The organism is Synechococcus sp. ATX 2A4 (genome assembly GCF_024346375.1).
Classification (GTDB): Bacteria; Cyanobacteriota; Cyanobacteriia; order PCC-6307; family Cyanobiaceae; genus MW101C3.
Genome location: NZ_JAGQCV010000010.1, coordinates 101,464 through 124,657 on the forward strand (window position 1 = coordinate 101,464; position 23,194 = coordinate 124,657).

Genomic DNA, 23,194 nt, shown 5'->3' on the forward strand with positions numbered 1-23,194 from the left:
TCCATGCAGACCCTCAGCTCAACGGCGGCCAGCGCCACCAGCGCCACCGGCGCCTACCTGGAGATTGACGGGGTCACCAAGGTGTATCCCAGCGCCCGGGGGCCCCACACCGTTCTCGACGGTGTTGATCTATCGGTGGCGGAGGGGGAGTTCGTCTGCCTGATCGGCCATTCCGGCTGCGGCAAATCCACCCTGCTCGACATGGTGTCGGGCTTTCGCCAGCCCACCACTGGCGAGGTGCGGCTGAACGGGGAGCGCATCATCGATCCCGGCCCCGACCGGATGGTGGTGTTCCAGAACTACTCGCTGCTCCCCTGGTTGAGCGCCTACGACAACATCGCCCTGGCGGTGAACAGCGTGTTCCCCGAGCTGCAGCGCAACGGCCAGGCCAAGGCGATCGTGGAGGAACATCTGGCGATGGTGGGCCTCAGCGAAGCGGCCCACAAGAAGCCAGGAAGTCTGTCGGGGGGGATGAAGCAGCGGGTGTCGATTGCCCGCGCCCTCGCGCTCAAACCGAAGGTGCTGCTGCTCGATGAACCGTTCGGAGCGCTCGATCCGATCACGCGCGAGGAACTGCAGGAGGAGCTGCTGAAGATCTGGGCCGATCACCGCGTCACGGTGCTGATGATCACCCACGACATCGATGAAGCCCTGTTTCTGGCCGATCGGGTGGTGATGATGACCAACGGCCCTGCCGCCACGATCGGCGAGGTGCTTGAGCTGCCGTTTGCCCGCCCGCGGGTGCGGGCCCGCCTGCTGGAGCAGCCCGAATACTTTGATCTGCGCAACCGCGCCCTCGATTTCCTTTACCGCCGCTACGCCCACGACGACGACTGAGCGGTTGGCTGATGCACCCGGCCCGTTAGAACCTGGCTGGTGATCCAGCGGAAACTCTTCAGGGCTGGGCGGACTCAAGCTTCACCGCTGCCGCCTTGAGCTCCGGCTGGTGGGAGATCGGGCAGGCCAGGGCATGCATCAGCCGGTTGGCTTCGCAGGCGTTGGCCTGGGCGGCGCCCCAGTGCATCGGCAGAAACACGGTGCCGGGCCGGATACGATCGGTGACCAGCACCTTCGCCGTGAGGCTGCCCCGCCGGGAGCTGATCCGGGCCCAGGCGCCGTCCTCCAGGCCGTGGCGGTCGGCATCGCCGGGATGCACTTCCAGCAGCGGTTCAGGATGCTGCTTGCGCACGCGTTCCACATGGGCAGTACGGGTCATGGTGTGCCAATGGCCGAGGTAGCGGCCCACGGTGAGCACCAGCGGATAGGCGGCATCGGGCGGTTCGCCCAGCCCCAGCGGCTGTTCGGCGATCAGGCGGGCCCGGCCGCTGCCGGTGGGGAAGCGGCCCTCGGTGTGCAGACGTGGCTGGCCGCCACCGGGTGCGGTGCCAGCGGGAAAGGGCCATTGCTGGGGGCCGTGCTCGGCCAGCAGCCGGTGGCTGAGGCCGCTGTGGTCGCAGATACGGCCGGCGGTGATCGCGGCGAATTCGGCGTACACCTCAGCGCTGGAGCCATAGCGGAAGGCCTGGGGGTGGCCGAGGCGCCGGCCGATCTCGGCGAACACGGCCCAGTCGGGGCGGGCCTGGCCCGGCGCCGGCCGGAAGGCCGCACAGAGGGTGACGCGCCGCTCGGAGTTGGTCATCACCCCCGCCTTCTCGCTCCACTGGGCGGCCGGCAGCACCAGGTGGGCCACCGCCTCGGTTTCGCTGCCGGCGTAGGCCTCCGACAGCACCACCAGCGGACAGCGCGCCACGGCGGCCCGCACCCGATCGAGCGAAGGCAGACTCACCAGCGGATTGGTGGCCGCCACCCACCACAGGCCCAGCTCGCCACGCTCCATCGCTTCGATCTGCCGCCACACATCGAAGCCCGGTTCCGCAGCGATGGCGCCAGCGGCCAAGCCCCAGTGGTGCTCGAGTTCGGCGCGGTGGGCGGCATCGGCCACGAAGCGGTAGCCCGGCAGCAGTGGGGCCAGCCCGCCCGCCTCCCGCCCGCCCATGGCGTTGGGCTGGCCGGTGAGTGAGAAGGGGCCGGCGCCGGGGCGGCCGATCTGGCCGGTGAGCAGGTGCAGGTTGATGATCCCCGACACCGTGGCGGTGCCCTCCACGCTCTGGTTCACCCCCATCGACCAGAGGCTGAGCAGGGCGCGGCTGCGGCCCCAGAGCGTGGCGAGCGCCTGCAGTTGCTGCTCCTCGATGCCGCAGAGGGCGCACACCCGCTCGGGTGTCCAGCCCTCGAGCAGGGCGGCCAGCTCCTCGTAGCCCTCGGTGGAGGCGGCGATTAAGGCGGCATCGAACTGGCCCCGTTGGAGCAGCAGGTGGCCGATGCCGTGCAGCAGCACCAGGTCGGTGCCCGGCTGGATCGCCAGGTGCAGATCAGCCACGTCGGCGGTGGCGGTGTGGCGGGGATCGATGACGATCAGCTGCAGGGCCTCTTTCTGCCTGCGTTTGCGTTTGAGCAGGCGCTGAAACAGCACCGGATGGCAATCGGCGGTGTTGGTGCCGATCAGCACCACCGTGTCGCAACTGTCGAAGTCGTCGTAGCAGCAGGGGGGACCATCGCTGCCGAGGCTACGGGCGTAGCCCGACACCGCCGAACTCATGCAGAGGCGGGAATTGGCATCGAAGTTGTTGCTGCCCAGGGCGCCTTTGAACAACTTCTGGGCGAGGTAATAATCTTCGATCAGGAACTGGCCGGAGCCATACATCGCCAGGCCTGCCGGCCCGCGATCCGCCAGGACCTGCTGCATCTGCGCCACGACGCGGCTGAGGGCTTCGTCCCAGCTGATCGGCCGCAGGGGTTGATCGATCCGCTCACGAAACAGCGGTGTGGTGAGGCGGTTGTGGTGCAGGGTTTCACCCACCGTGGCCCCTTTGACGCAGACCTGTCCGAGGGAGGATGGATGCTGCCGGTCTCCGCGCACCGTCCAGGGATCGCTGCCGCCAGGTGCGGCGGCATCAGCAATCACCGCCGCCGGTTTGAGCTCCAGGCCACATCCCACGCCGCAGTAGGGGCATTGGGCGCGGGCAGGATGGAGCACAGACAACGATTCGACACATCCATGACGGCCGCAGAGCCCGTGGGTGGAGCAGGCCAATCCTTGCCTGCGATCCTACCCACGCATCGAGACCGCCAGGTGCCGTTGTTGCTGCTGAGAGTGGGTGGCTGTGCCACGCGAAAGAATCTTTTGCCTTGTGGCCAATGCTGTGAATTCCGGCACCGGATCCAGCTGGCACTCGATCCACCTGGCAGCAGATCCCCCTGATGCCGAACGCCCTGACACCGGGAGCGCCAGCCGGGGCTCATGGCCGGCAATTCAGCGAAGGGATCCAGCCCTTCTTGTGTTGTCTGCTGCGGCCATTGTTTGCAGCGATGCTACGCATCGTTGTGGTGGCGAGTCCTGCCGACAGGGCCAGAAAGGGCAAGGCTCCCCAATACCTCAAGGTTGTAGCCGGCCCTTCCCACATGCCGCAGGTGAGTTGAAACACCAGCTGATACCAGTTCAGAAAACCGATCCAAAGGAGAAAGGCTGACGCCAGTTTAGGAGTGAAGATTGTGGAGCAGCTCAGTAGATACCGGATCGCAAAAGGGGATACAAGGAAGAAGAAGAGAAAGAACTGCTGATGACCAACCTTGTAGAAGCTCAATACAGCGGCAAAGGTGACGATTGAGCCGATCACCGCATTCACGTTCCTGCTGTGCAGAAACCAGGACACAGCAGCAAAGGCAACCACCATCAACGGCAGGCTGAAGGAATCCAGCTGCGCACCTAACACCTTGCTGGTGAAGTGAAAGATGGAAAGGTCTTTGGAGCTTCGTGAGCTTGCGAAGAGCAGAGGCAAGAGTGCGGAATGTCCCCAGTGCCAGTATGCAAGCGATCCTCCCAGTAACAGCGTGGCAAGGAAGCCGGATAGCAGGGCCCAATCCAGCTTCCGTTGCCGGAAGGCCAGTGATGGCAGGATGATCAGTGGGTAGAACTTGCTGAGCACGCCAATCGCAAGCAGGCTTCCGGATGCAAGGCTGCTGATTCGGTTGTTGAAGGCCACCACACCCATCAGCGCCAGCACCATGGCAGCAGCGGGCAGGATGTCGTTGTTGGCATACACGCCAACGGTAATGAGGCTATATGGTGACAGCACAAAGAAGGCGAACAGGCAGCTTTTCTGCAGCCGGGATGTGGTGTCGTTGATTCCCAGCGAGCCGAAGGAGGAGATGGCGCCTGTGGCCACATGCAGGAGGGCAAACAAGCCTTTGGGAAGTAGGTGATTCAGCCCGTAGACCCAGGCCATCGCGTTATGAAGAGGCCCGTAGGCGTTATCGGTGCCAATCCATGGATTCCCCCCACCCAGCACAATCTCCCACTGGTTGGTGTAGGCAGTGTAGTCATGCCTGGTGCCGCTGGAATACGCCACAGCGATGGTGAGGGAACCCAACAGGGCAAGCATGGAAATGGTGGCAAGGTTCGCGGAGGCGGTTGCAGAACTGTTGGTTGAAGTGTTGGCTGGTTGGTGTTGGTAAGGCGATGATCGCTGCAGCTGAAGAAGGCACCAAAGGCCTTGCATCAGCCAGGCAACAGCCAGCCCGGCTGCGATGGCCGTGATGATCATTGCTGGAACGGCTGCAGAACAGCTGGTGACGGCAACCAGAAGGAGAGCCCATGAAGGCGCGAGGTAAATCAGGATGCGCCTCAACATGAAAGCTGTGAAAAGCCGCAATGGCTTGGAAACGTTGGTGGAAGATTAGCTGACGAGGCTGTCTAAATCGCTATGAAGTTTCCCGATCGATTGGCAGCAGCTGTCGCTGATAGATGCCTTCCTAGTCGTGTGACCGTGACGCCAACCAGCAGGCTGGATGCCCATCGACACGCGTGATGGCAAATCGGCATGACTGAATGCAAGCCTTGCGGTTAGGCCTCACTGTGCGCACTGCTGCCAATGTGACCGCACTGCTGCCAATGTCCGCGCGTTGAGGCCATTGAGCGCGTCGTGATGGGGCGGCTCGGCTGCATCAATCTCTTTCTTGTGGTGGGCCAAAAATCCCGGCCTGGACGCGCAGCTGCCGGTGGTCCATCTTCAGGGTTTGTAGCAGGTGCTTGTACGTTCGAGTTCTCCATGTTGAACGCGCCGATGGTGCCGACTCCGATGCCGCACCGCGCTACTGACCTTGGGCGTGACCGCCTGCGAGGAGTGGCCCGGGGGATGGTGATCGCCATGGCCGCCGGGATCTCTGCTCCAGCGCTGGCAGTGTCTCCAGGCGCCACCGCCCCGGCCAACTCCCCTGCCAGCCTTTTTGCCGACACCCTCATCACCCTGCGGCCCCCCAGCGACAGCGATCAGCGGCGGGCCTTGCCTCCGGTCTCTCTGGGGGCGTTGCCTGCCAGCTGGCAAGGGGACCTTCCCGGTGCAGGCGGCCCGATCCGCTGGCATCTCGACCTGGCCTCTGACGGCACTTTTCAGTTGCGGCAGACCTTCCTGAGCCGGCCGAAACCCAACGCGTTCGATGCCATCGGCCGCTGGCAGCTGGAGTCCGGCAGCGGGCGGCTGGTGCTCAACCGCGGCAGCGAGGCTCCCCTGTTCCTGCAGCCGCTTGCGGCTGGTGCGGCACTGGGCAAGCTCGATCTCCAGGGGGCCCCGGTTGCCTCCGCCGCCAACGACCGGCTGACACGTCTGCCCCAAGCCGCACCCATCGACCCGCGCCTGCCGCTGACGGGCCTGTTCTCCTACATGGCCGATGCAGCCAGCATCCGCCTGTGTGCCACGGGCCAGCGGCTGCCCGTGGCGATGGAGGCCGGCTACCTGGCCCTGGAGCGCGCCTATCTGGCGGCCCGCCCGGCCGACCGTCCCGGCCAGCCGTTGCTGGTGAGCCTGGAGGGTCTGATCACCCAGCGCCCGTCGATGGAGCAGGGCCAGCCGCCACGCCGCACCCTGGTGGTGGAGAGCTTCACGGCGCTCACCCCCGGCCAGGGGTGTCCCAGGGAGCCGCTTCCCTTGCGGGGCACCACCTGGCGGTTGGAGGGCCTGGGCGGCCAGCAGGTGGCGACGCCACCGGGTGGTCGGCCGATGGAGCTGCAGCTCTCGCCCGAGCGCCTGCAGCTGGCCGGCAGCGGCGGATGCAACCGCCTGATGGGTGGCTTCAGCCTGCAGGGAGCATCGATCCGTTTCTCCCAGCTGGCGAGCACCCGCATGGGCTGCAGCCCGCCGGTCATGGAGCTTGAGCAGCGCTACAGCAACGCCCTGGAGCAGGTGCGCCGCTGGCGCATCGATCAGCGCCACCTGCTGCTGCAGGACGCCAGCGGCAAGACGTTGCTGCGCTTCCGGGCCAGTCAGTAGAAGCGGTGAACAGGGGCGGTTGCCAGCTGAGTTCGTCTGAACAAAGGGCTCCGAGCCCATGGCTCCAAACAATGGGCTCGGAGCCATGGGCTCGGAGCAACGTGCTCGAAACTGACGGGCACCAGATCCTGGCGATGTGCCTCTTTCTGCGCACGATGGCGGTGTTGATGGCAGTGCTGATGGCAGTGCGCGTGTGGCTGCCGCCCACCTTTGTCGAGGCGAATCCGGATGTCTGGATGTCGGCGAGGGTCAGACTGGTCCATGACTCCCTCTGAGTGATTCCCTGGCCCCCCTCGGCGTGCTGTTGCTGCATGGATTCGCGGGCAGCCCTGATTCCGTGCGCCCGCTGGTGGCCCCGCTGACAGCCCTCGGTGTGCCCCTGGCTCTGCCCACCCTGCCGGGCCATGGTGGGCCGAGCCCCGAGGCGCTGCGGGGCGTGGCCTGGCCCGCCTGGATGGCGGCGGCCAACGCCGCCCTGGAGGAACTGCTCCCCCGGGCTGAACGGGTGATCGTGGTGGGCAACAGCATGGGCGGGCTGATCGCCCTGCAGCTCGCCGCCGACCACCCGGCCGTGGTCGACAGCGTGGTGCTGGCGTCGGCCGCGATCCAGCTCAGCTCGCCGCTGGCACCGGGTGGGCCCCTGGCGCCGCTCGCGCCGCTGGTGCTGGCCGTGCTGCCGCGCTGGCCGTTAGCCAAGCGCTATGCCGATCCGTCCCTGGCCGCGGGCGACACCAGCTATGTGTGGGCGCCGATGGGGGCGATCGGCACCTTGCTCGATTTCATCCGCTGCACCCGCCCCCGCCTCGCGGCGGTGCAGGCCCCGGCGCTGATCCTGCAGGGCCGGCGCGACCCGGTGGTGGCGCCGGCGTCAGTGGCGATCCTGCTGCGGGAACTGGGCACTCCGGCCGAGCAGAGGCAGGTGGTGTGGTTCGAGCGCAGCCTGCACGAGCTGTTCCGTGATGGCGAGCGGGAGGCCGCTGTGGCCTGCGTGGCCGCTTTCGTGCAGGAACGCCTCGCCCTGGTGCGGCCGGTGTGATGGTCACAGCACCGCTGCGCTGCTGTCTGCTGAGCGGTGGCGCCAGCCGGCGCATGGGCACCGACAAGGCGCTGCTGCCCCATCCAGAAGGCGGCACCTGGTTGGAGCGCAGCCTGCGGCTGCTGCTGAGCCTGGAGCGGCCCGTCTGCCTGCTCACTCGACACCGCGCCCATCGCCTGCTGGCCCCGGCGCCGGTGGAAGTGCTCGATGAGCCGCCCCCCTGGGACGGCCCGCTCACGGCCCTCGCCCGCCTGATGGACCGCTACCCCGGCGACAGCCTGCTGCTCTGCCCGGTGGACATGCCCTGGCTCGACCGGCCCACCCTGGAGGCCCTGATCGCTGCCGGCACGGGGGCAGGCGGGCCGGCCGTTCCCGCCGGCACCCTGCTCACTGCCCATGACGGCCGTCGGGATCAGCCCTTGCTGGGGATCTATCCGGCCACGGCGGCCAACCGCGCTGCCCTGCAGCGGTATCTCGCCGGTGGTGACCGCCGCCTGCTGGGCTGGCTGGAGCAGCGGGGGTACCGGCCCGTGCCGCTGCCGGCGGCGGCGTTGCGGAACTGCAACCGACCGGCGGCCTGGCCCGGCCCCTGGCTCGTCAGTTCCCAGAGCATTCCGCCAGGGTGAGCCGATGACCGGGCCCTCCTCGCCGTTGCCGTCTGCCTCAGCGGGCGCACCTCCCCTGCGCGACCGGCTGGGCCGCCCCCCCGGGGTGCTGCGCCTCTCGCTCACGGCCCGTTGCAACCTGGCCTGCCCCTACTGCTGCCCGGACGCCCAGGATCCGCCGGAGCTGCTCACCCTCCAGGAACGGGTGCTGCTGGTGAGCGAGGCGGCGGCGCTCGGCTTCCGCACCCTGCGGCTCACCGGCGGCGAGCCGTTGCTGCATCCCGGCGTGGAGGAGCTGGTGGCGGCGCTGCGACCGTTGCGCCAGGCGACAGGCGCCGCGCGGCTTGAGGCGATCGCTCTCACCACCAACGGCCTGCTGCTCACGGCCGAGCGCGCGCAGCGGCTGCGGCAGGCCGGCCTTGACCGGCTCACGGTGAGCCTCGATGGCACCGACGGCGCCAGCGTGGCCCGCATGGGCGGGCTGCGGGGCGGCGCACTGGCCGGTGAACGGGCCCTGGCCACGATCCTGGCGGCCCTCGACCACGCCCGGGCGGCGGGCTTCGATCCGGCGACGGGGGCGCTGAAACTCAATGCCGTGATCACCCGCGGCCGCAACGACGACCAGCTGCTGCCCCTGGCGACCCTGGCGCGGCAGCGCGGCATCGAGCTGCGGCTGATCGAATACATGGACGTGGGCAACCGCAACGGCTGGGCGCCCGAGCAGGTGCTGCCGGCCCAGGAGATGGTGCAGCGGATCGGCGAACGCTGGCCCCTGGAGCCGGTGGGCCGCAGCGCCCATGGCACCGCTGCCCGCTGGCGTTACCGCGATGGTGGCGGCAGCGGCGGCCCGGGTGGCAGCCACCTGGCGGTGGTGGCGTCGATCTCGGCGCCGTTCTGCGGCGACTGCAACCGCCTGCGCATCACCGCCGATGGGGTGGCCTACAGCTGCCTGTTCGCCGCCAGCGGCCACGATCTCAAGCCCTGGTTGCGGCCTGGCCCGGATCCGGCCGGCCTGGGCGCCGCCTTGAGCGGCCAGTGGCAGGCGCGCCGCGACCGCTACAGCGAGGAGCGCCAGGAGCAGGTGCTGGATACGGCACTGCGGCCCCACGCCGAAATGGCCTATCTGGGGGGGTGAGCCTGCCGAGCGATTGGTGCGGCGGGCAGAGGTTGTCGTGGCTCAGAAGATTGGCCGGGTGCGTGTGTGGGCCATGGCGGTGCGTGTGGCGATCACGTTGCCATTCACGTCCGTGAAAGCAGCCGTGTAGACCACCCGTGTGCCTGGGGTACCACCGCTTGCGTCGGTGGTGACGGTGAGATTCGTGGCGCTACTGACAAGAGCGTTCACCGGAGTGACTGCGGCCAGATCCAGCTGGCCATTGGCCTGGATGGGGGGGCCACATCGGCGCAGCTCCTGGCGGGCACCGAAGCCGTCGAGAAAGTACTCGATGGTGCGCACGCCGCGATCGGCAGCCAGCACACTGGTATTCGGCAGGGTGATACGAAACAGGGCGGGGCTTGTGACACCCGCACAACTCACCGTGACACCACCGCCACCGGGAAGAATGCTGCTTCCCTCATTCACCTCAGCTTCGAGAAAAGCGCTCAGGCGCCCCCAGGTGTCGTTGACGCGTTGGGTAAGTTCCGACTGGGCATTGCTGCGGATGCTGGAGCTGATCGTGCCCGTTGCAGCGCCTATCACGATGGAGCTCAACGCGGCGTAGATCAGCAATTCGATGGTGGTGAAGCTAGCTGCTGACACTGGATGGGGGCAGGTGCTGCCGCTGCTTTTGGCACAGGGCCTGAAGGGGATACGAAGTGCAGCAGTGCAAGCAGGACGGTTCATGGTTCAGAACCTTCCTCCGAAGCTGCCTTCGTCGCAGGTGGTGTTGGTGGCCTGGTCGTCATTGTTGTTGGCACCGATACTGACCTGACCAATCGTGGCCCCCACGCGCACGCAGCGGATGAGGGCAGAGTCTTCGAGGCGCAGCTGAAGGGTGACGTTGTTGGTGGCCGTGACCGTGCCACGGGGAGTGAACACCACTTGGTTGGGGGGAGTGCCGGTACCACCGGTGATGGTCGCCCGGAAGCCGCGACGGCTACTACTGCCCGTGGGAATGTTGAAACCGGCGTTGGGCGAGCAGGCGGCCGGGGCCACACTGGCCAGCGGGGAACCAGGAACGACCAGGTTTCCGGTGGCGCCTGTGAAGGTGATCGTGCAGCCGTTGGCGAGGGTGGTAGAGGTGCTCCCAGGCCGCACCTGTGCGGTGTTCTGTACCACCTTCAGCCAACTGGCCAGCTCGATGGCCAGTGAATTAACTTCTTCGCGGCGTATTTCTGCCGCAGTGAATGAATAGGTGATGCTGATCAAGCTGGTGAAGACAACGATCCCCACTAAAAGCTCAATCAGGGTGAACCCTCTGACGGGGCTGCGGCGAGGAGGGAGAGTGGGCGTCATGGGCACCACGCGGCAACGGTTGGGGTTAACACCACAAGGCGGCTCATATTGGGAGCTGTGTAGGTGATGCGCAGCCGATTGGCCGTCGTGTCGTCGTTGGTGACGACTCTCGAAGTCACACCGGCTGGCAGGGGGCGGCTGTTGATGTCATTGACCAGGGCTGCGGCGAGGTCAGCGGTACCGCAGGCATTGATGAAGGCCGTCTGTTCAGGGCCCACCAAAAAAGGGTTTGCCGTGGTCGAAGTGGAGCTGTTAGGGAAAAAATAGGCGTCGCAATTGGGATTGGTGCTGGCGCAGGTGGTGCCAGTGGCTGCAAATGTGCCCATGCCAGTGCACCAAGTGAAGATCTCAGCTCGATGGCGAATTGCTGCGATATCGCTGTCAACTTGACTTTGCAGGTCATTGAGCTGAACGGTACCGATATGCAATCGATTGGTGCCATTGGTGAGTGTGATGGCAGCCAAAAGGGTGCTGGTGAGCAGCACCACCGCAATCATCAACTCCAGCATCGCGCTGCCTTGGCTGGCGGTGGGGTGTGATAGAAGGCGCGGGGTTGGCACAGCGAGTCGCTTAGAAAAGGCAGTTGGAGGTGACGCTGCGCGCCACCCATTCGAACACCAGTGGGCCGAACGGCGCTTCCAGTGAATTGCCCGCGCCGAAGAACGACAGTGAGGGCGGCGGCACGGCGAACTGGGTGGAGTTGCTGGGCCGGGCGCTGCTGCCCATGGTGAGGCGATCCAGCCAGGCGGAGCCGCGGAAGTTGGGCAGGCCGAAGGCGTTGTTGGTGCTGTCGGGATCGGGGCGGAGATTCAGCTCGCCGTAGGGCAGGTAGGTGAACACATCGCGCATGAAGCCGTCATCGCCGATCGCCACCACGATGTTCTGATCACTGAAGAAGCCGGCGCGGGACGACTGATCCGGCAGGGCCTTGCGGTTGCAGGGTGTGGTGTCGCTGGGGCTGGCGCAGTGCAGGTGCTGGATCTGGCCGTCGTCCCAGTTGTCCACCAGCACCACGCCGATGTTGGTGCTTCTGCGGTTCTGGGCGTCGGTGCGGGAGTTGCTCCAGGCCACGGGGCTGGCCGGATTCCAGGCGGCGTTGAAATACAGGTAGATCGGGCCGCGCGAGGTGTCGATGAAGAAGCTGTTGTTTTGTTTGCGATTGGGTTCACCGTCGTTCACGGTGTCGTCGCTCAGTTCCAGCTTGCGAATGCGGCAGTGGTAGGCCGCCTGGGGGGTGCCCGCATCGGTGGCGGTGCAGAAGCTGTTGATGGCGCTGCTGCAGCTGCTGGCCACGAAGCCGGCGGGCAGGTTGGGTTCGCCCATGGCGCCCTGGGCTGAGGTCAGGGGGTTGTTGTCCTGCACGTTGCAGAGCTCCACCTGGCCGGCGGCGTTCACGCGCAGATAGTCCTTGGCGTTGGTGGCTGTGCTGCTGTTGGCGGCCGAGTTGGAGATGATCGTGATGCCGGTGGTTGGCATCGGATCGAGCGGGTACTGGGGCAGGGAGGGCAAGGAGATTTCGATCGGCTGGATCGGCACGCCATCGATGCTCCGGGGCAGCAGGTTGGGTCCGCAGTAGGCCCGGTTGGTGGTGAAGCACAGCAGGTTGTCGGGCCGATTGGCGCTGGTGCTGCCGTCGGGGTTCTGCACCCGGATCTGGTGCGCGTTGCCGGGGGCGTTGAAGCCGCCACCGTTGAGGCCCAGCAGGATGCGCGGGAAGCTTTCGCTGCAGAAACGGTTGTCGTTGCCGTGGGTGCTGCCGGGGGCGCCGAAGGAGAGGTTGCAGCACTTGGGCACCACCTGAAATTCTCGGGTGATGCGGGCGGTGGACACCTGGTTGCCGCCGCGGATGGCGCGGCCTTCCACCGTGACCTCGATGTAGCCCACGTTGCGGCTGTTGGGGTCGGTGCCGGGGGCGCGGGTGAGGTTCACCATGCCGTCGTTGAAGCTGCCATTGCGCGTGCCGCTGATGCCGCCGGGGCCCGCCGCATCGGCGGAACTGGTGAAGCGGGCGCTGCGGTCAAAGTTCTTGAGCGCCAGGGTCTTGAGCACGAACTGGCGGTTGCCGCCACTGCCGGTGATCGTTTGCACCGTGTTGTTGCTGAAGCCAACGGCAGCGGTGGTTGGCGCGGTGTCGGGGGCGCAGGGGTTGCGGAGCTTGAAGCTGGACGTGCTCCAGCCGTTGAGCGGCACGTCGGCCACGAGCAGCTTGCGGTTCTGGCGCTTGTTCAGTTCGCTGATCACGATGGCCATGCCGGCCTCTGCCGCCTCGCGGGCATCCCGGCTGTCGTTGAGCCTGGTCGATCCGAGCCGGCTGTTCGTGGCAATGGTGATCGTGCTGGCCACCCCGAGCGAGATGGCAAAAATCGCGAAGATGGCGATTGGAAGTGCGATCCCCGCTTCAAGCAGGTGCACCGATGGCCGACGCACGGACTGGCGCCGCGTCGGCGGGAGGAAAGGGACGTCGCGACCGGCCATGGCATGCCACGTGCGAACAGAGAGACAGCGAACAGTGAAAACCCTGAGCAAATGCTCAGAACGGAGTGCTGAGTTGGTGTCTTTTCTGAGGATAATCTGAAGGACCCCCCTCTCCCTGCTTTCGTTGCGTTTTCTCTCGCCGGGGAGGGAGTGCCGCTTTCTGGGCAAGCCAGGGGCTGGGGTCAGGGTTTGTCGGCGCTCAACTCCGCCACCGGGCACAGCCGCCCATCGCCGATTCGGCCATGCAGGCGTCGATCAAGCCGGTGACCGTGTAGCGGCAATCTGCCGCATCCTGCGCGGTGTGATCGATGCACTGATCGGTGATCAGGCTGGTGACCAGGCCCGCCACCACCAGCTCATCGGCCAGCGGCGCCAGCGGGGCGATCACCTGGGCCTCCCAACTGCCCGGCGCGAAGCCCAGGCCCGAGCGCTTGTCGTCGAGGCTGCGGTCGCATCCATCGGCGGTGAGGTTGGCGATCACGGTGTGGATCACCTCCAGGCCGACCTGCCGGGCATGGCCTAGAGCGAGCCGCTGCGCACCAGCACCGGCACCCGCTTGAAGGCCGGCGTGCCGCTGCGCTGGTCGATGGCGGCGCGGAAAATCGCGTTCACCTCCGGGTAGAACATCAGCCCGGCGCCGGCGCGGATCTCGCCGGGAATCACCTCCACATCGCTGAGCGCCCCGGCTTCGCCCTGCACGGTCACGCGTTGGTGGGCGCGCAGGCCGCAGCGGGCCAGATCGCCTCGGTTCATCAGGATCGTGTTGCGGTGTGGCATGCCGCGGAAGGCATCGCCCGGCTTGTACACTACGGTGTTGTGCTGGGAGTAGCTGCGGGCGGTGATCAGGGCCAGCACCAGGCCCGTTTCCCCCGGCGCCAGGCCGCCGAAATGGGCCGGCTCAGGCAGCGTCAGCGCCGGCAGGGGTGTGGGCTCCATCCGTGCTTTCCCCGACGGCGTGGGGAAGCTGGGCTGCTCGAACACCCGCCCCGCCACGCTGAACTCGCGCTTGGTGGCATCAATCGTGGCGATCGCGCCGTAGCCCGGCACGGTGCGGGCGATCAGCTTTCGCACGTAGACGGGGTCCTGGAGGCGGCCCCAGTCGATCGGATCGCTGCCCAGCCGCCGCCGGGCCAGCTCGGAGAGGAAGCCCACCTCGCTGATCAGGTCGGCGTGCTTCAGGTGCGAGCGGCCCGGATCGTTGAAGCGCACGAAGTTGTTGCCCGATTCGGTGGTGGTGGCGTGCGGCGTTTCGAAGCGGTTGAACACCGGCAGCACCAGGGTGCGGCATCGCCCCAGCCCGTGGAAGTGCCCCTGGTTGGGCTTGGTGGCCAGGTAGAAGATCGTGTCGATGCGGCCGAGCGCCTGCTTGGCCTCGCTGGAATCCGGGTTGGCGCCCCAGAGGTTGCCGCCCAGGCACAGCAGGGTGTCCACCGCACCGGCGCCGGCGGCGGTGATCAGGGCGCGGGTGTCGTAGCCGGGCACCCGGCTGAGCGGGCGCCCCAGCAGCTGTTCCAGCGCCTGCTGCATCTCGGCCCGCAGCTTCACCGTGACGCCCATCGAGCCGAAGCCCTGCACGTTGGAGTGGCCGCGGATCGGCATCGTGCCGGCCCCGGGCTTGCCGGCGTTGCCGCTCAGCAGCGCCGTGTTGGCGATCGCGTGCACGTTGGTGGTGCCGTTGCTGTGGTGCGTGATGCCCATCGCCCAGGCGAACACCACGCCCTTGGCGCGGCCGATCACCGCAGCGGTGTGGCTGAGTTCCTCGCGGCTGAGGCCGCAGCAGGCGGTGATCGCCTCCCAGGGGGTGGCGCGCAGCTGCTCCAGCACCGCCTCGGAGCCTTCGGTGTGGTCGCGCAGGAAGGCGTGGCGCACCTGGCCCGCTTCCAGCAGCGCCTTCTGCAGGCCTAGGAACACGGCGGTGTCGGAGCCGGGCACCGGCTGCAGGAACAGCGTGGCGATCTCCGAGCCCCGCAGCATCGACTTGATCGGAAAGGCCGGCGAGCCGAACTTCAGCAGCCCCACCTCCAGCACCGGGTTGATCACGATCACAGCTCCGCCGCGTTCCCGCAGGCGGATCAGCTCGTTCATCAGCCGCGGGTGGTTGGCGGGGGCATTGGAGCCCACCAGCACCACGCAGTCGGCCTGCTGCAGGCTTTCGAGGCTCACCATCGAAGTGCCCGAGCCGAACACCTCGCCCAGCCCCACGGTGGAGGGGGCATGGCAGAGATCGGAGCAATCGGCCAGGTTGTTGGAACCCAGTGCCCGCAGCAGCAGCTGCAGCAGGTAGGCGGCCTCGTTGGAGGAACGGCCGGAGCTGTAGGAGGCCACCCGCTCCGGCGGGCGGCGGAAGGCGGCGTCGGCCAGTTCGAACACGTCGTCCCAGCCGAGGCGCTCGTAGTGGCTGCGGCCCTCGCGCAGGATGAGTGGATGGCTGAGCCGGCCGAGCCGGTCGGCCTCGAGCGAACTGAGCTGCTGCAGCATCGCCAGGCTGCGCTCGGCGAACACCCCCTCCGGCACTGCCGGCTGCAGTTCCGCCGCGATCGCCTCCACGCTCTTGAGGCAGCGCTGCAGCGGCTCGCCCAGCTCATCGACGAAGCCGCCGTTCTGACCGCCCGTGCCCCAGGCGCAGGACAGGCAGGCGCTCTTGTGCAGCAGCGACTGCCAGAGCAGGGGGCCCCGGGGCGAGAGGGTGGCCTTGGCCCAGCCGTCGATCACCGGCCAGCCGCCGCCGATCGCTGGAGTGGCTGAATTCGTTGCGGAAGAGTCGTTGCCGGGCTCCATGCCACGCCACCGCCTGGGGAGCGTCCACTCTGGCGGGTGCGGCGGCAGCCGTGCTGGCATGGAGTCCCAGCGGCCGTCTTGCCAGCCCGTTGGCTTGCCTGCCTGGAGCTCTGCTTGCCCGCCCGTCTGAAGGCCTGAACGATGGGACGGCCCCTGATCATCGCCAAGGGCACCTACGGCGACATCTTCCCGATGCTGGCCTTGGCCCGCGCCCTGGAGCGGAGGGGGCAGGCGCCGCTGCTGGCCACCGAGTCGCGCCACCGGGCGGCCGCCGAAAGCCTCGGCCTGCCGGTGCACTACCTCGATCCAGACCCGGCCGGTGGCGCGGCGGGCTCTGCCGCTGGCGCCGGCCGCTTCCTGTCGCGGCGGCGGCTGCGCCTCGAAGTGGAGGTGCTGAGCGCCCTGGCACCGCACAGCGATCTGGTGCTGGGGTCGCAGCTGGCCTTCTTCGGGCCGGCGGTGGCGGCCCGGGCCGGCAAGCCCTGGGTTTACTGCCCCCTGCTGCCCCTCACCCTGGATAGCCGCCTGGATCCCAGCCTCTACCCGGGGCTGGAGTGGTTGCAGCGCCACGCAGCCGCCTGCCCGCACCTGCAGTCCGGTGCCCGGGCCCTGGCGCGCGGCGTGAGCCGGCTGGCGCTGGCGCCGGTGCTGGCGGAACGGCGGCGGCTCAGCCCCCGCGACCGGCTCCATCCGCTGTTCGAGGGTCTGCACTCGCCGCTGGCCAACCTGCTGCTGGCCTCACCGTTGCTGGTGCCGCCGGTGCACGACTGGCCTCCCGCCACCAGCGTGCTGGGCTTCAGCTGGTTCGCGCCCACCCACCTGGGCGATGCGGCGCGGGTCGAGGCCCTGCAGCGTTTTCTGGCAGCAGGCGCGCCGCCCTTGCTGTTCCTGCTGGCGGGCACCGCGCGCCTGCGGCCGGGCCGCTTCTTCACCACGGCGATCGCCGCCAGTGAGGCCCTGGGTCAGCGGGCGATCGTGGTGGCGGCGCGCCGGTTTCATGACGCGATCCCCCCGCATCCGCACCTGCTGGTGACGGGTTACCTGCCTTACCAGCTCCTGTTTCAGCGGCTGACGGCGGTGGTGCACTCCGGCGGCATCGGCACGATCGGCTGGTGCCTGAGCCAGGGGCTGCCCTCGCTGCTGCTGCCTCGCAACCTCGACCACTTCGACAACGCCTGGCGGGCCGAGCGCCTCGGCGTCGCCCAGGTGTGGCGTGGTGGTCGGCTCTCGGCCCCGGCCCTGGCGGAGCGGCTCGCGGCATTGCAGGCCAACGAGGCCCTGCGCGAGCGCCTCAAGGCGCTCGCCCCGCTGGTGGCCGCCGAAGACGGCGCCGGGCTGGCTGCTGCCCGAATCAGCGCCTGGCTGTGAGCAACACCGAAAGCAAAACAGAAGTGAATTGTGGTACGATGATATACAAGCCGCAATTTTTGTATGTTGTGGTCATCGCTTGTGGCGATTCTTCGCGTCTTGAGGTAGGCATTCAACAGGGCCTCTGCAGGGTGTTGCAGTGGCATTGAAGGTCACTTCAGTGAAAAATGCAGCTGCTGCGATGAATAACATTCTGTGATGAATGGTATCTCTGCGATGAATAACATTTCTTGGATGCATGCAACTGCCATGACGAATAGCGCCATTGCGGCGAATCTTGCCCTGCTTGAGCCTCGCCCATTCTTGCCAACACGAATCAGGCTTGCCTAACCTTTGCTGATACATGTGCACCACTGCACCACTGCCCCGTCAGATCTGAGCCAGTGCTGCAACTTGGCTGACTGTTCCGTGCCAGGTCCCTTTCGTCTCAAGCCTCACTATGTCGTCACCTCCACCATCCGGCCGGATGGCGCCAGATCGATCCATCGCTGAGGCCACACGGCTGGCAGTGGCGGCCCACGGCACCGACTCTGAAAGGCCCTTGTTTATTGTGTTGATCAGCATCCACGGGCTGATTCGTGGCCGGGAGCTGGAATTGGGGTGTGATGCCGATACCGGTGGGCAAACCAAATATGTGGTCGAGCTGGCCAAGGCCCTGGCGCAACAGCCGCAGGTGGAGCGAGTGGATCTGGTCACGCGGCTGGTGATAGACACGAACGTGAGCGATGACTATGCGCAGCCGATCGAACCGCTGGGGGAGCGCTGCCAGATTGTGCGCCTGCCAGCAGGGCCGGAGGCTTATATCCCCAAGGAGCAGTTGTGGCCCTATCTCGGTAGCTACGCCGATACCCTTCACGCCTGGCTCAAGCAACAGCCGCGCTGGCCCGACCTGATCCACACCCACTACGCCGATGCGGGATATGTGGGCGTTCGGCTCGCCAATCTCACCGGCCTCCCCCTGGTGCACACGGGACATTCCCTTGGACGTGATAAATACCGACGCCTGCTGGCCGTGGGCATGGCGATTGAGCAGATCGAAGAGCGCTATCACATGATCGAGCGCATCAGTGCCGAAGAAGACACACTCAGCCACGCGAGCCTGGTGATCACGAGCACGCAGAACGAAATAGAGAGCCAATACGAACTTTACGATTACTACACGCCAGAGAAGATGGCGGTGATCCCGCCCGGCACCGACCTTCAGCAATTCTTTCCACCCGGCTTGGGCGTCGTTGCAGATCCATCCTCCATCCAGCAGGAGATCAACAAATTTCTCACCGATCCCACCAAGCCGATGATCCTGGCGCTCTCGCGGCCGGATGAGCGCAAGAACATCATTGCCTTGCTGGAGGCGTTCGGCCAGGAGCCGCGTTTGAAAGCGATGGCCAACCTGGTGATTGTGGTGGGCAACCGCGACGACATCCGAGAGCTCAGCGAAGGCGCCCAGCATGTGCTCACTGAGATCCTCCTGGTGATCGATGCGTTGGATCTCTATGGTGCCGTGGCACTGCCCAAGCACCATCAGTCGTCGGAGGTGCCGGAGATCTACCGCGCTGCCGCGGCCTCCAAGGGTGTGTTCGTGAACCCGGCGCTCACCGAACCCTTCGGCCTCACCTTGCTGGAGGCTGCCGCCAGCGGGCTGCCGCTGGTGGCGACGGAAAACGGCGGACCGGTGGACATCATCGGCAACTGTCGCAATGGCCTGTTGGTAGATCCCACCGATCGCGCCTCGATTGCTTCATCCCTGCTCGCCATTCTTGGTGATGCCCAGCTCTGGAAACGCTATTCGCAGCAGGGGCTGATCAACATCGCCCGGTACTACTCCTGGGAGGCGCACGCCAGCTGCTATCTCAAGGCGATCAGACCAATCGTTGAGCAGCAGCGCCCACCGGACCGGCCTCCATCAAGCGGCAGGATTCGCCAATCCTTTGATCGCGCCATTTTCACCGCCGTGGATAATACCTTACTTGGCGATGATGAGGGCTTGGAGGCACTCGTGAAAGTGATCACGGCGCATCGTCGTGCCTTCATGTTTGGCATCGCCACCGGCCGGCGCCTGGATTCTGTGCTGATGCTGCTCAAAAAGAATGGCATTCCAGCGCCCGATATCCTCATCACCAGCCTCGGCACGGAGATCTATTACACCGGTCAGTTGTTCTCCGATGTGGCCTGGAACCGGCACATCAACCATGCCTGGACTCCCCAGGTGCTCAAACGGGTGATGGATGAGATCCCTGGCCTCAAGCTGCAGCCAAAGAGTGAGCAGAGCCGTTTCAAATTGTCCTACTACTACGATGCCGCCCACGCCCCTCTAATTGAAGATATTCATGGCCTGCTGCGCCAGCAGGAGCTGTCCGTTAATGCCACCTTCTCCTTTGGGCAGTATCTCGATATTGTGCCGGCTCGGGCTTCCAAGGGTCAGGCCTTGCGCTATGTCGCCAGCCAGTATGAAATCCCCCTGGAGCAGATTCTCGTGACCGGTGGTTCCGGTGGCGACGAAGATATGCTGCGGGGCAACACGCTGGGAGTGGTCGTGTCCAATCGGCACAAGGAAGAGCTTTCCAATCTGAGCGAGTGGCAGCAGGTCTACTTTGCTGAAGGTGGCAATTCCTGGGGCATTCTTGAAGCGATTCACCATTACAACTTCTTCGAGCGAACCAGTCGCTTCGCTGCGTCATGAGTGATTCTTCCCTGCCCCGGTTGTTGATTGCCACCGACCTTGACCGCACCCTGCTGCCCAATGGACGCGCGCAGGAGTCGCCCCTGGCCCGCGCCCACTTCGCGCGGCTGGCCGCGTGCCCGGAGGTCACGCTGGCGTATGTCACCGGTCGCCATCGCGCGCTGGTGCAAGAGGCGATGACGGCCTATTCGCTCCCCGAGCCCCACTGGGTGATCAGTGATGTGGGCAGCCGCCTCGACCGGTTCGATCAAGGGGGATGGCAGCCATGTGCGGCATGGGAGCAGCACATCAGCCTGGATTGGCATGGCTCTGTGGCCGGGGATCTTCAATCTTTGTTTGAGGATCTCCCCCAGCTTGTGCTGCAGGAGAGCGATTACCAGAGTGCCTACAAGCTCAGCTTTTACGTGCCCCTGGGTGTGGATCTTGAGGCCCTGAAAATGGCGATGCTGGAGCGGCTGGCCAGCCACGGCGCCGCCTGCAGCTGGATTTACAGCGTGGATGAAGCGAAGGATATTGGCCTGCTGGATATCTTGCCTGCCCATGCCACCAAATTGCACGCCGTGGAGTTTCTGATGCAGCGTGAAGGCTTTGATTGTGGCAGCACGGTGTTTGCCGGCGACAGCGGCAACGATCTGCCGATTCTGGCCAGCGCTGTGCCCGCCGTGTTGGTGGCCAATGCCCACGCGGATGTGATCGCAGAGGCCACGGCTGCCGCGCGCCGCTGCGGCCATCTGCAAGCGCTTTATCTCGCCCGGGGCGGTTTCATGGGCATGAACGGCCACTACAGCGCCGGCATTCTGGAAGGTGTGGCTCACTTTCACCCCTCCATGGCGGCTTGGCTGCAGGAGGCGTGAGCCATTGAGGCTGTGCTGCTGGCCGCCGTCTTCGCTGCCATCGCCACCGTCGCCGCTGCTCCTGCCGTCCGACCCTGGCTGCAGCCCCGGAGTGGTTGCAGCTCAGCTGTGCCGGGGCCCCATTGATCGCGCTGCCCTACCGTTCTTCCAGGCCACTTCCCACAACGTTCAGCTACCCGCCGCTTCCAGCTGGCCGCCTCACATCTGACGCTGCCGAGGGTGGGTCGGTTGCCGTCACATTCTGTTCCGTGTCGCTGCTCCCCTGGTGTGCCCACCTGGTCCGTGCTCCTGATCCCACGCCCCTGTGCTGCCCCTGGGATGCCGCTCGCTTGCTTCAAGCCACCGGATGGCACCGTTCCGGCTCAGATCCTCCCCAGGCCTGCGTCGCTCCACTTTGTCGTGCGCCTCGTGGTGGCGCTTTCCCTCCTCGCTGCTGCCTGTTTCGGCCATGTATGAACAGATTGCCCATTCGCTACTCAATGCGATCCTTGATGATCTGAAGCCGGAAATTCGCCGGCAGGATCTGCGGCACTTCTACACACGGCTTGGCGCCAACTTTTTCGCGATCCATTCGCTGTTCTCCACCCTTTACGGCCATCGCGACGACTTTGCTCCGCAGATGCTGAAGCTGGTGGAAACGATGGCGAAGGGCTATATCGACCGATCGCCCGAATCTGAGCGACTCGATATGAGCCGGGAAACGGACCACAACTGGTTCCTTTCCCAGCAATGGATGGGCATGGCGCTCTACACCAATGGCTTCGCTGAAGATCTCGCTGACCTGAGCAACAAGGTTGAGTATTTTCGGGAGCTCGGCATCAACATGGTGCATGTGATGCCAATTCTGGAATGCCCCGTCGGCAAGAGCGATGGCGGCTATGCGGTCAGCAGTTTTCGAAGAATTGATCCTCGCGTAGGAAGTCTTGAGGATTTTCAGGCGTTGTCGGAGCAGTTTCGTGCCAACGGGATCCTGCTGGTGCTGGATATCGTCCTTAACCACACCTCCGATGAGCACATCTGGGCCTTGATGGCAAAACAGGGGGACCTCTGCCATCAGGACTACTACTACACGTTCCCAGATAGACGCATCCCTGATCTCTTTGAGCAGAGCATGCCGGAGATCTTTCCTGAAACCGATCCAGGCAACTTCACCTGGAACGAGGAGATGCAGCGCTGGGTGATGACGGTGTTCCATGACTATCAGTGGGACCTCAATTACAGCAACCCAGCCGTTTTTATTGACATGCTGGATATTGTGCTCTTCTGGGCCAATCAAGGCGTGGATGTGCTGCGGCTTGATGCCGTGGCGTTCCTGTGGAAAAAGATAGGCTCCTCTTCCCAGAATGAGCACAAGGCGCACCTGATTCTGCAGTTGCTCAAGGATTGCTGTCAGGTCACCGCCCCAGGGGTGTTGTTCATCGCCGAAGCCATTGTGGCGCCGGTGGAGGTGGCCAAGTACTTCGGCGAAGACGCCATTGTGGCCAAGGAATGCGAGATCGCCTATAACGCCACGCTGATGGCCCTGCTGTGGGATGGAATCGCCACGAAGAGCACGCGGTTGTTGTCGGAGGGGATCAAGAGCCTGCCCACCAAGCTGGATCGGGCCACCTGGCTCAATTACGTGCGCTGCCACGATGATATCGGTTTCGGCTTCAACGACAGCGACATCCGGGCGGCGGGCTACGACCCCTATGCCCACCGTCAGTTTTTGGTGGATTATTTCTGCGGCCTCTACGACGACACCGCCCGGGGCTTGGCGTTCATGCGCAATGAGGCCACCGGAGATGCACGCATCTGTGGCTCCCTGGCCTCATTGGTGGGGCTGGAATCGGCCCTGGAGCGGCAGGATGAGCAGTTAATCCATCAAGCGATTGATCGCATTGTGCTGCTGCATGGGGTGATCTTCTCCTTTGGTGGCATCCCGCTTATCTACAACGGCGATGCACTCGGCGTGCTCAACGATTACAGCTTCCGTGATGACCCTGACAAGCAGGAAGACAACCGTTGGGTGCACCGGCCGAAGATCAACTGGCAGCAGGCCGAGCAGCGCAACCAGCCGGGCACGGTGGAGTTCGAGATCTTTACAGCCATGCAGCGCATGATTTCCATCCGCAAGCAAACCAGCGCCTTCGCCGACTTCAACAATCGCGAACTGCTGCCCGTGGCCAATGACCACGTGCTCTGTTTTCAGCGCGCAGACCTTCAGCAGGGCGCCAATAGTGTGCTGGTGCTGGCCAACTTCGATGCCAGCCCGCAGCAGGTGGAGCTCAACGAGCTCTGCCGTACCGGCAGCTCCTTGGCCATCAATCCCCCTCTCCACAGCTACTGCACCTTCATCGATCTCTACACCGGCGAGGCGCCCACGCAGTTCGACGGCAGCATCGTGTTGAAGGGCTATCAGTTCTATTGGCTGCGTCAGCAGGGCTGACCGCCCCACTTTCCCCCTCAGCACCTTTCCCCCTCAGCACAGCCAATGGCCCCATCGCCTAGGGAGACTCTGGAAAAGTCGCCCCATTCACGAGACAATGACCTTGAGATCGCAGGCAAGGGCTGGGTGCATGGGCGGCAAGCAGCTTGGCTTTGGTGATTACGAGCAAGCCACGGCCAAGAAGCGCAC

18 protein-coding genes are annotated in these 23,194 nt (G+C 65.4%); 10 read left to right on the forward strand and 8 right to left on the reverse strand.

Features of this window, described 5'->3' with window-relative positions:
* Window positions 1-3: 3 nt before the first annotated feature.
* Entirely contained in the window at window positions 4-837 is an 834-nt protein-coding gene (locus tag KBY97_RS10925) for a nitrate ABC transporter ATP-binding protein (RefSeq protein WP_255146962.1), read from the forward strand.
* Window positions 838-895: 58 nt separating this feature from the next.
* Here KBY97_RS10925 and KBY97_RS10930 read toward each other — a convergent pair whose 3' ends face one another.
* Both KBY97_RS10930 and KBY97_RS10935 read right to left on the reverse strand, forming a co-directional pair.
* Entirely contained in the window at window positions 896-3,037 is a 2,142-nt protein-coding gene (locus KBY97_RS10930) for a molybdopterin oxidoreductase family protein (RefSeq protein ID WP_399217687.1), read from the reverse strand.
* 262 nt (window positions 3,038-3,299) lie between these two features.
* Window positions 3,300-4,604 carry a hypothetical protein gene (locus KBY97_RS10935; protein ID WP_255146966.1) on the reverse strand — a complete coding sequence of 435 codons (1,305 nt, stop codon included), beginning with the start codon at window positions 4,602-4,604 and terminating at the stop codon, window positions 3,300-3,302.
* A gap of 534 nt (window positions 4,605-5,138) precedes the next feature.
* Between KBY97_RS10935 and KBY97_RS10940 the strand changes: the two genes are divergently transcribed.
* The 5 genes from KBY97_RS10940 to KBY97_RS10960 all read left to right on the forward strand — a co-directional run bounded on the left by KBY97_RS10940 (window position 5,139) and on the right by KBY97_RS10960 (window position 9,102).
* Window positions 5,139-6,326, forward strand: coding sequence for an META domain-containing protein (locus KBY97_RS10940; protein WP_255146968.1), 1,188 nt, complete (start codon window positions 5,139-5,141; stop codon window positions 6,324-6,326).
* A gap of 101 nt (window positions 6,327-6,427) precedes the next feature.
* Complete coding sequence (locus KBY97_RS10945) at window positions 6,428-6,601, forward strand: hypothetical protein (RefSeq protein WP_255146970.1); 174 nt, start codon at window positions 6,428-6,430, stop codon at window positions 6,599-6,601.
* 23 nt (window positions 6,602-6,624) lie between these two features.
* Window positions 6,625-7,362, forward strand: coding sequence for an alpha/beta fold hydrolase (locus tag KBY97_RS10950; RefSeq protein ID WP_255146971.1), 738 nt, complete (start codon window positions 6,625-6,627; stop codon window positions 7,360-7,362).
* A complete protein-coding gene (locus KBY97_RS10955) occupies window positions 7,362-7,988 on the forward strand; it encodes a molybdenum cofactor guanylyltransferase (RefSeq protein ID WP_255146972.1) in 627 nt (208 codons plus the stop codon). Before KBY97_RS10950 ends, KBY97_RS10955 begins: the two co-directional genes overlap by 1 nt.
* Before the next feature lie 4 nt (window positions 7,989-7,992).
* Entirely contained in the window at window positions 7,993-9,102 is a 1,110-nt protein-coding gene (locus tag KBY97_RS10960) for a GTP 3',8-cyclase MoaA (protein ID WP_255146973.1), read from the forward strand.
* 42 nt (window positions 9,103-9,144) lie between these two features.
* Here the strand turns inward: KBY97_RS10960 and KBY97_RS10965 are convergent, their stop codons facing one another.
* The 6 genes from KBY97_RS10965 to KBY97_RS10990 form a co-directional block, all read right to left on the reverse strand.
* The gene (locus KBY97_RS10965) at window positions 9,145-9,726 is read right to left on the reverse strand and encodes a hypothetical protein (protein ID WP_255146974.1); all 582 of its coding nucleotides are present in this window, start codon (window positions 9,724-9,726) and stop codon (window positions 9,145-9,147) included.
* Between the two features lie 87 nt (window positions 9,727-9,813).
* A complete protein-coding gene (locus KBY97_RS10970; RefSeq protein WP_255146976.1) occupies window positions 9,814-10,422 on the reverse strand; it encodes a Tfp pilus assembly protein FimT/FimU in 609 nt (202 codons plus the stop codon).
* Complete coding sequence (locus KBY97_RS10975) at window positions 10,419-10,931, reverse strand: hypothetical protein (RefSeq protein ID WP_255146978.1); 513 nt, start codon at window positions 10,929-10,931, stop codon at window positions 10,419-10,421. Before KBY97_RS10975 ends, KBY97_RS10970 begins: the two co-directional genes overlap by 4 nt.
* A 61-nt stretch (window positions 10,932-10,992) precedes the next feature.
* Window positions 10,993-12,897: a hypothetical protein gene (locus KBY97_RS10980; RefSeq protein WP_255146979.1), complete on the reverse strand. Its 1,905-nt coding sequence runs from the start codon at window positions 12,895-12,897 to the stop codon at window positions 10,993-10,995.
* A 199-nt stretch (window positions 12,898-13,096) separates the two neighbouring features.
* A complete protein-coding gene (locus KBY97_RS10985) occupies window positions 13,097-13,390 on the reverse strand; it encodes a hypothetical protein (protein ID WP_255146981.1) in 294 nt (97 codons plus the stop codon).
* A gap of 26 nt (window positions 13,391-13,416) precedes the next feature.
* Window positions 13,417-15,675 carry an FdhF/YdeP family oxidoreductase gene (locus KBY97_RS10990; protein WP_255146983.1) on the reverse strand — a complete coding sequence of 753 codons (2,259 nt, stop codon included), beginning with the start codon at window positions 15,673-15,675 and terminating at the stop codon, window positions 13,417-13,419.
* A 141-nt stretch (window positions 15,676-15,816) separates the two neighbouring features.
* Here KBY97_RS10990 and KBY97_RS10995 point away from each other — a divergent pair, with 141 nt between their 5' ends.
* From KBY97_RS10995 to KBY97_RS11010, 4 genes are all read left to right on the forward strand, one after another.
* Window positions 15,817-17,043 carry a glycosyltransferase gene (locus KBY97_RS10995; RefSeq protein ID WP_255146985.1) on the forward strand — a complete coding sequence of 409 codons (1,227 nt, stop codon included), beginning with the start codon at window positions 15,817-15,819 and terminating at the stop codon, window positions 17,041-17,043.
* A 466-nt stretch (window positions 17,044-17,509) separates the two neighbouring features.
* The gene (locus KBY97_RS11000) at window positions 17,510-19,723 is read left to right on the forward strand and encodes an HAD-IIB family hydrolase (RefSeq protein ID WP_255146986.1); all 2,214 of its coding nucleotides are present in this window, start codon (window positions 17,510-17,512) and stop codon (window positions 19,721-19,723) included.
* A complete protein-coding gene (locus KBY97_RS11005) occupies window positions 19,720-20,577 on the forward strand; it encodes an HAD-IIB family hydrolase (RefSeq protein WP_255146988.1) in 858 nt (285 codons plus the stop codon). The genes KBY97_RS11000 and KBY97_RS11005 overlap by 4 nt, the downstream gene beginning before the upstream one ends.
* A gap of 448 nt (window positions 20,578-21,025) precedes the next feature.
* Window positions 21,026-23,005, forward strand: a complete 1,980-nt coding sequence (locus KBY97_RS11010) for an amylosucrase (protein WP_255146990.1) — start codon at window positions 21,026-21,028, stop codon at window positions 23,003-23,005.
* Window positions 23,006-23,194 lie beyond the last annotated feature (189 nt).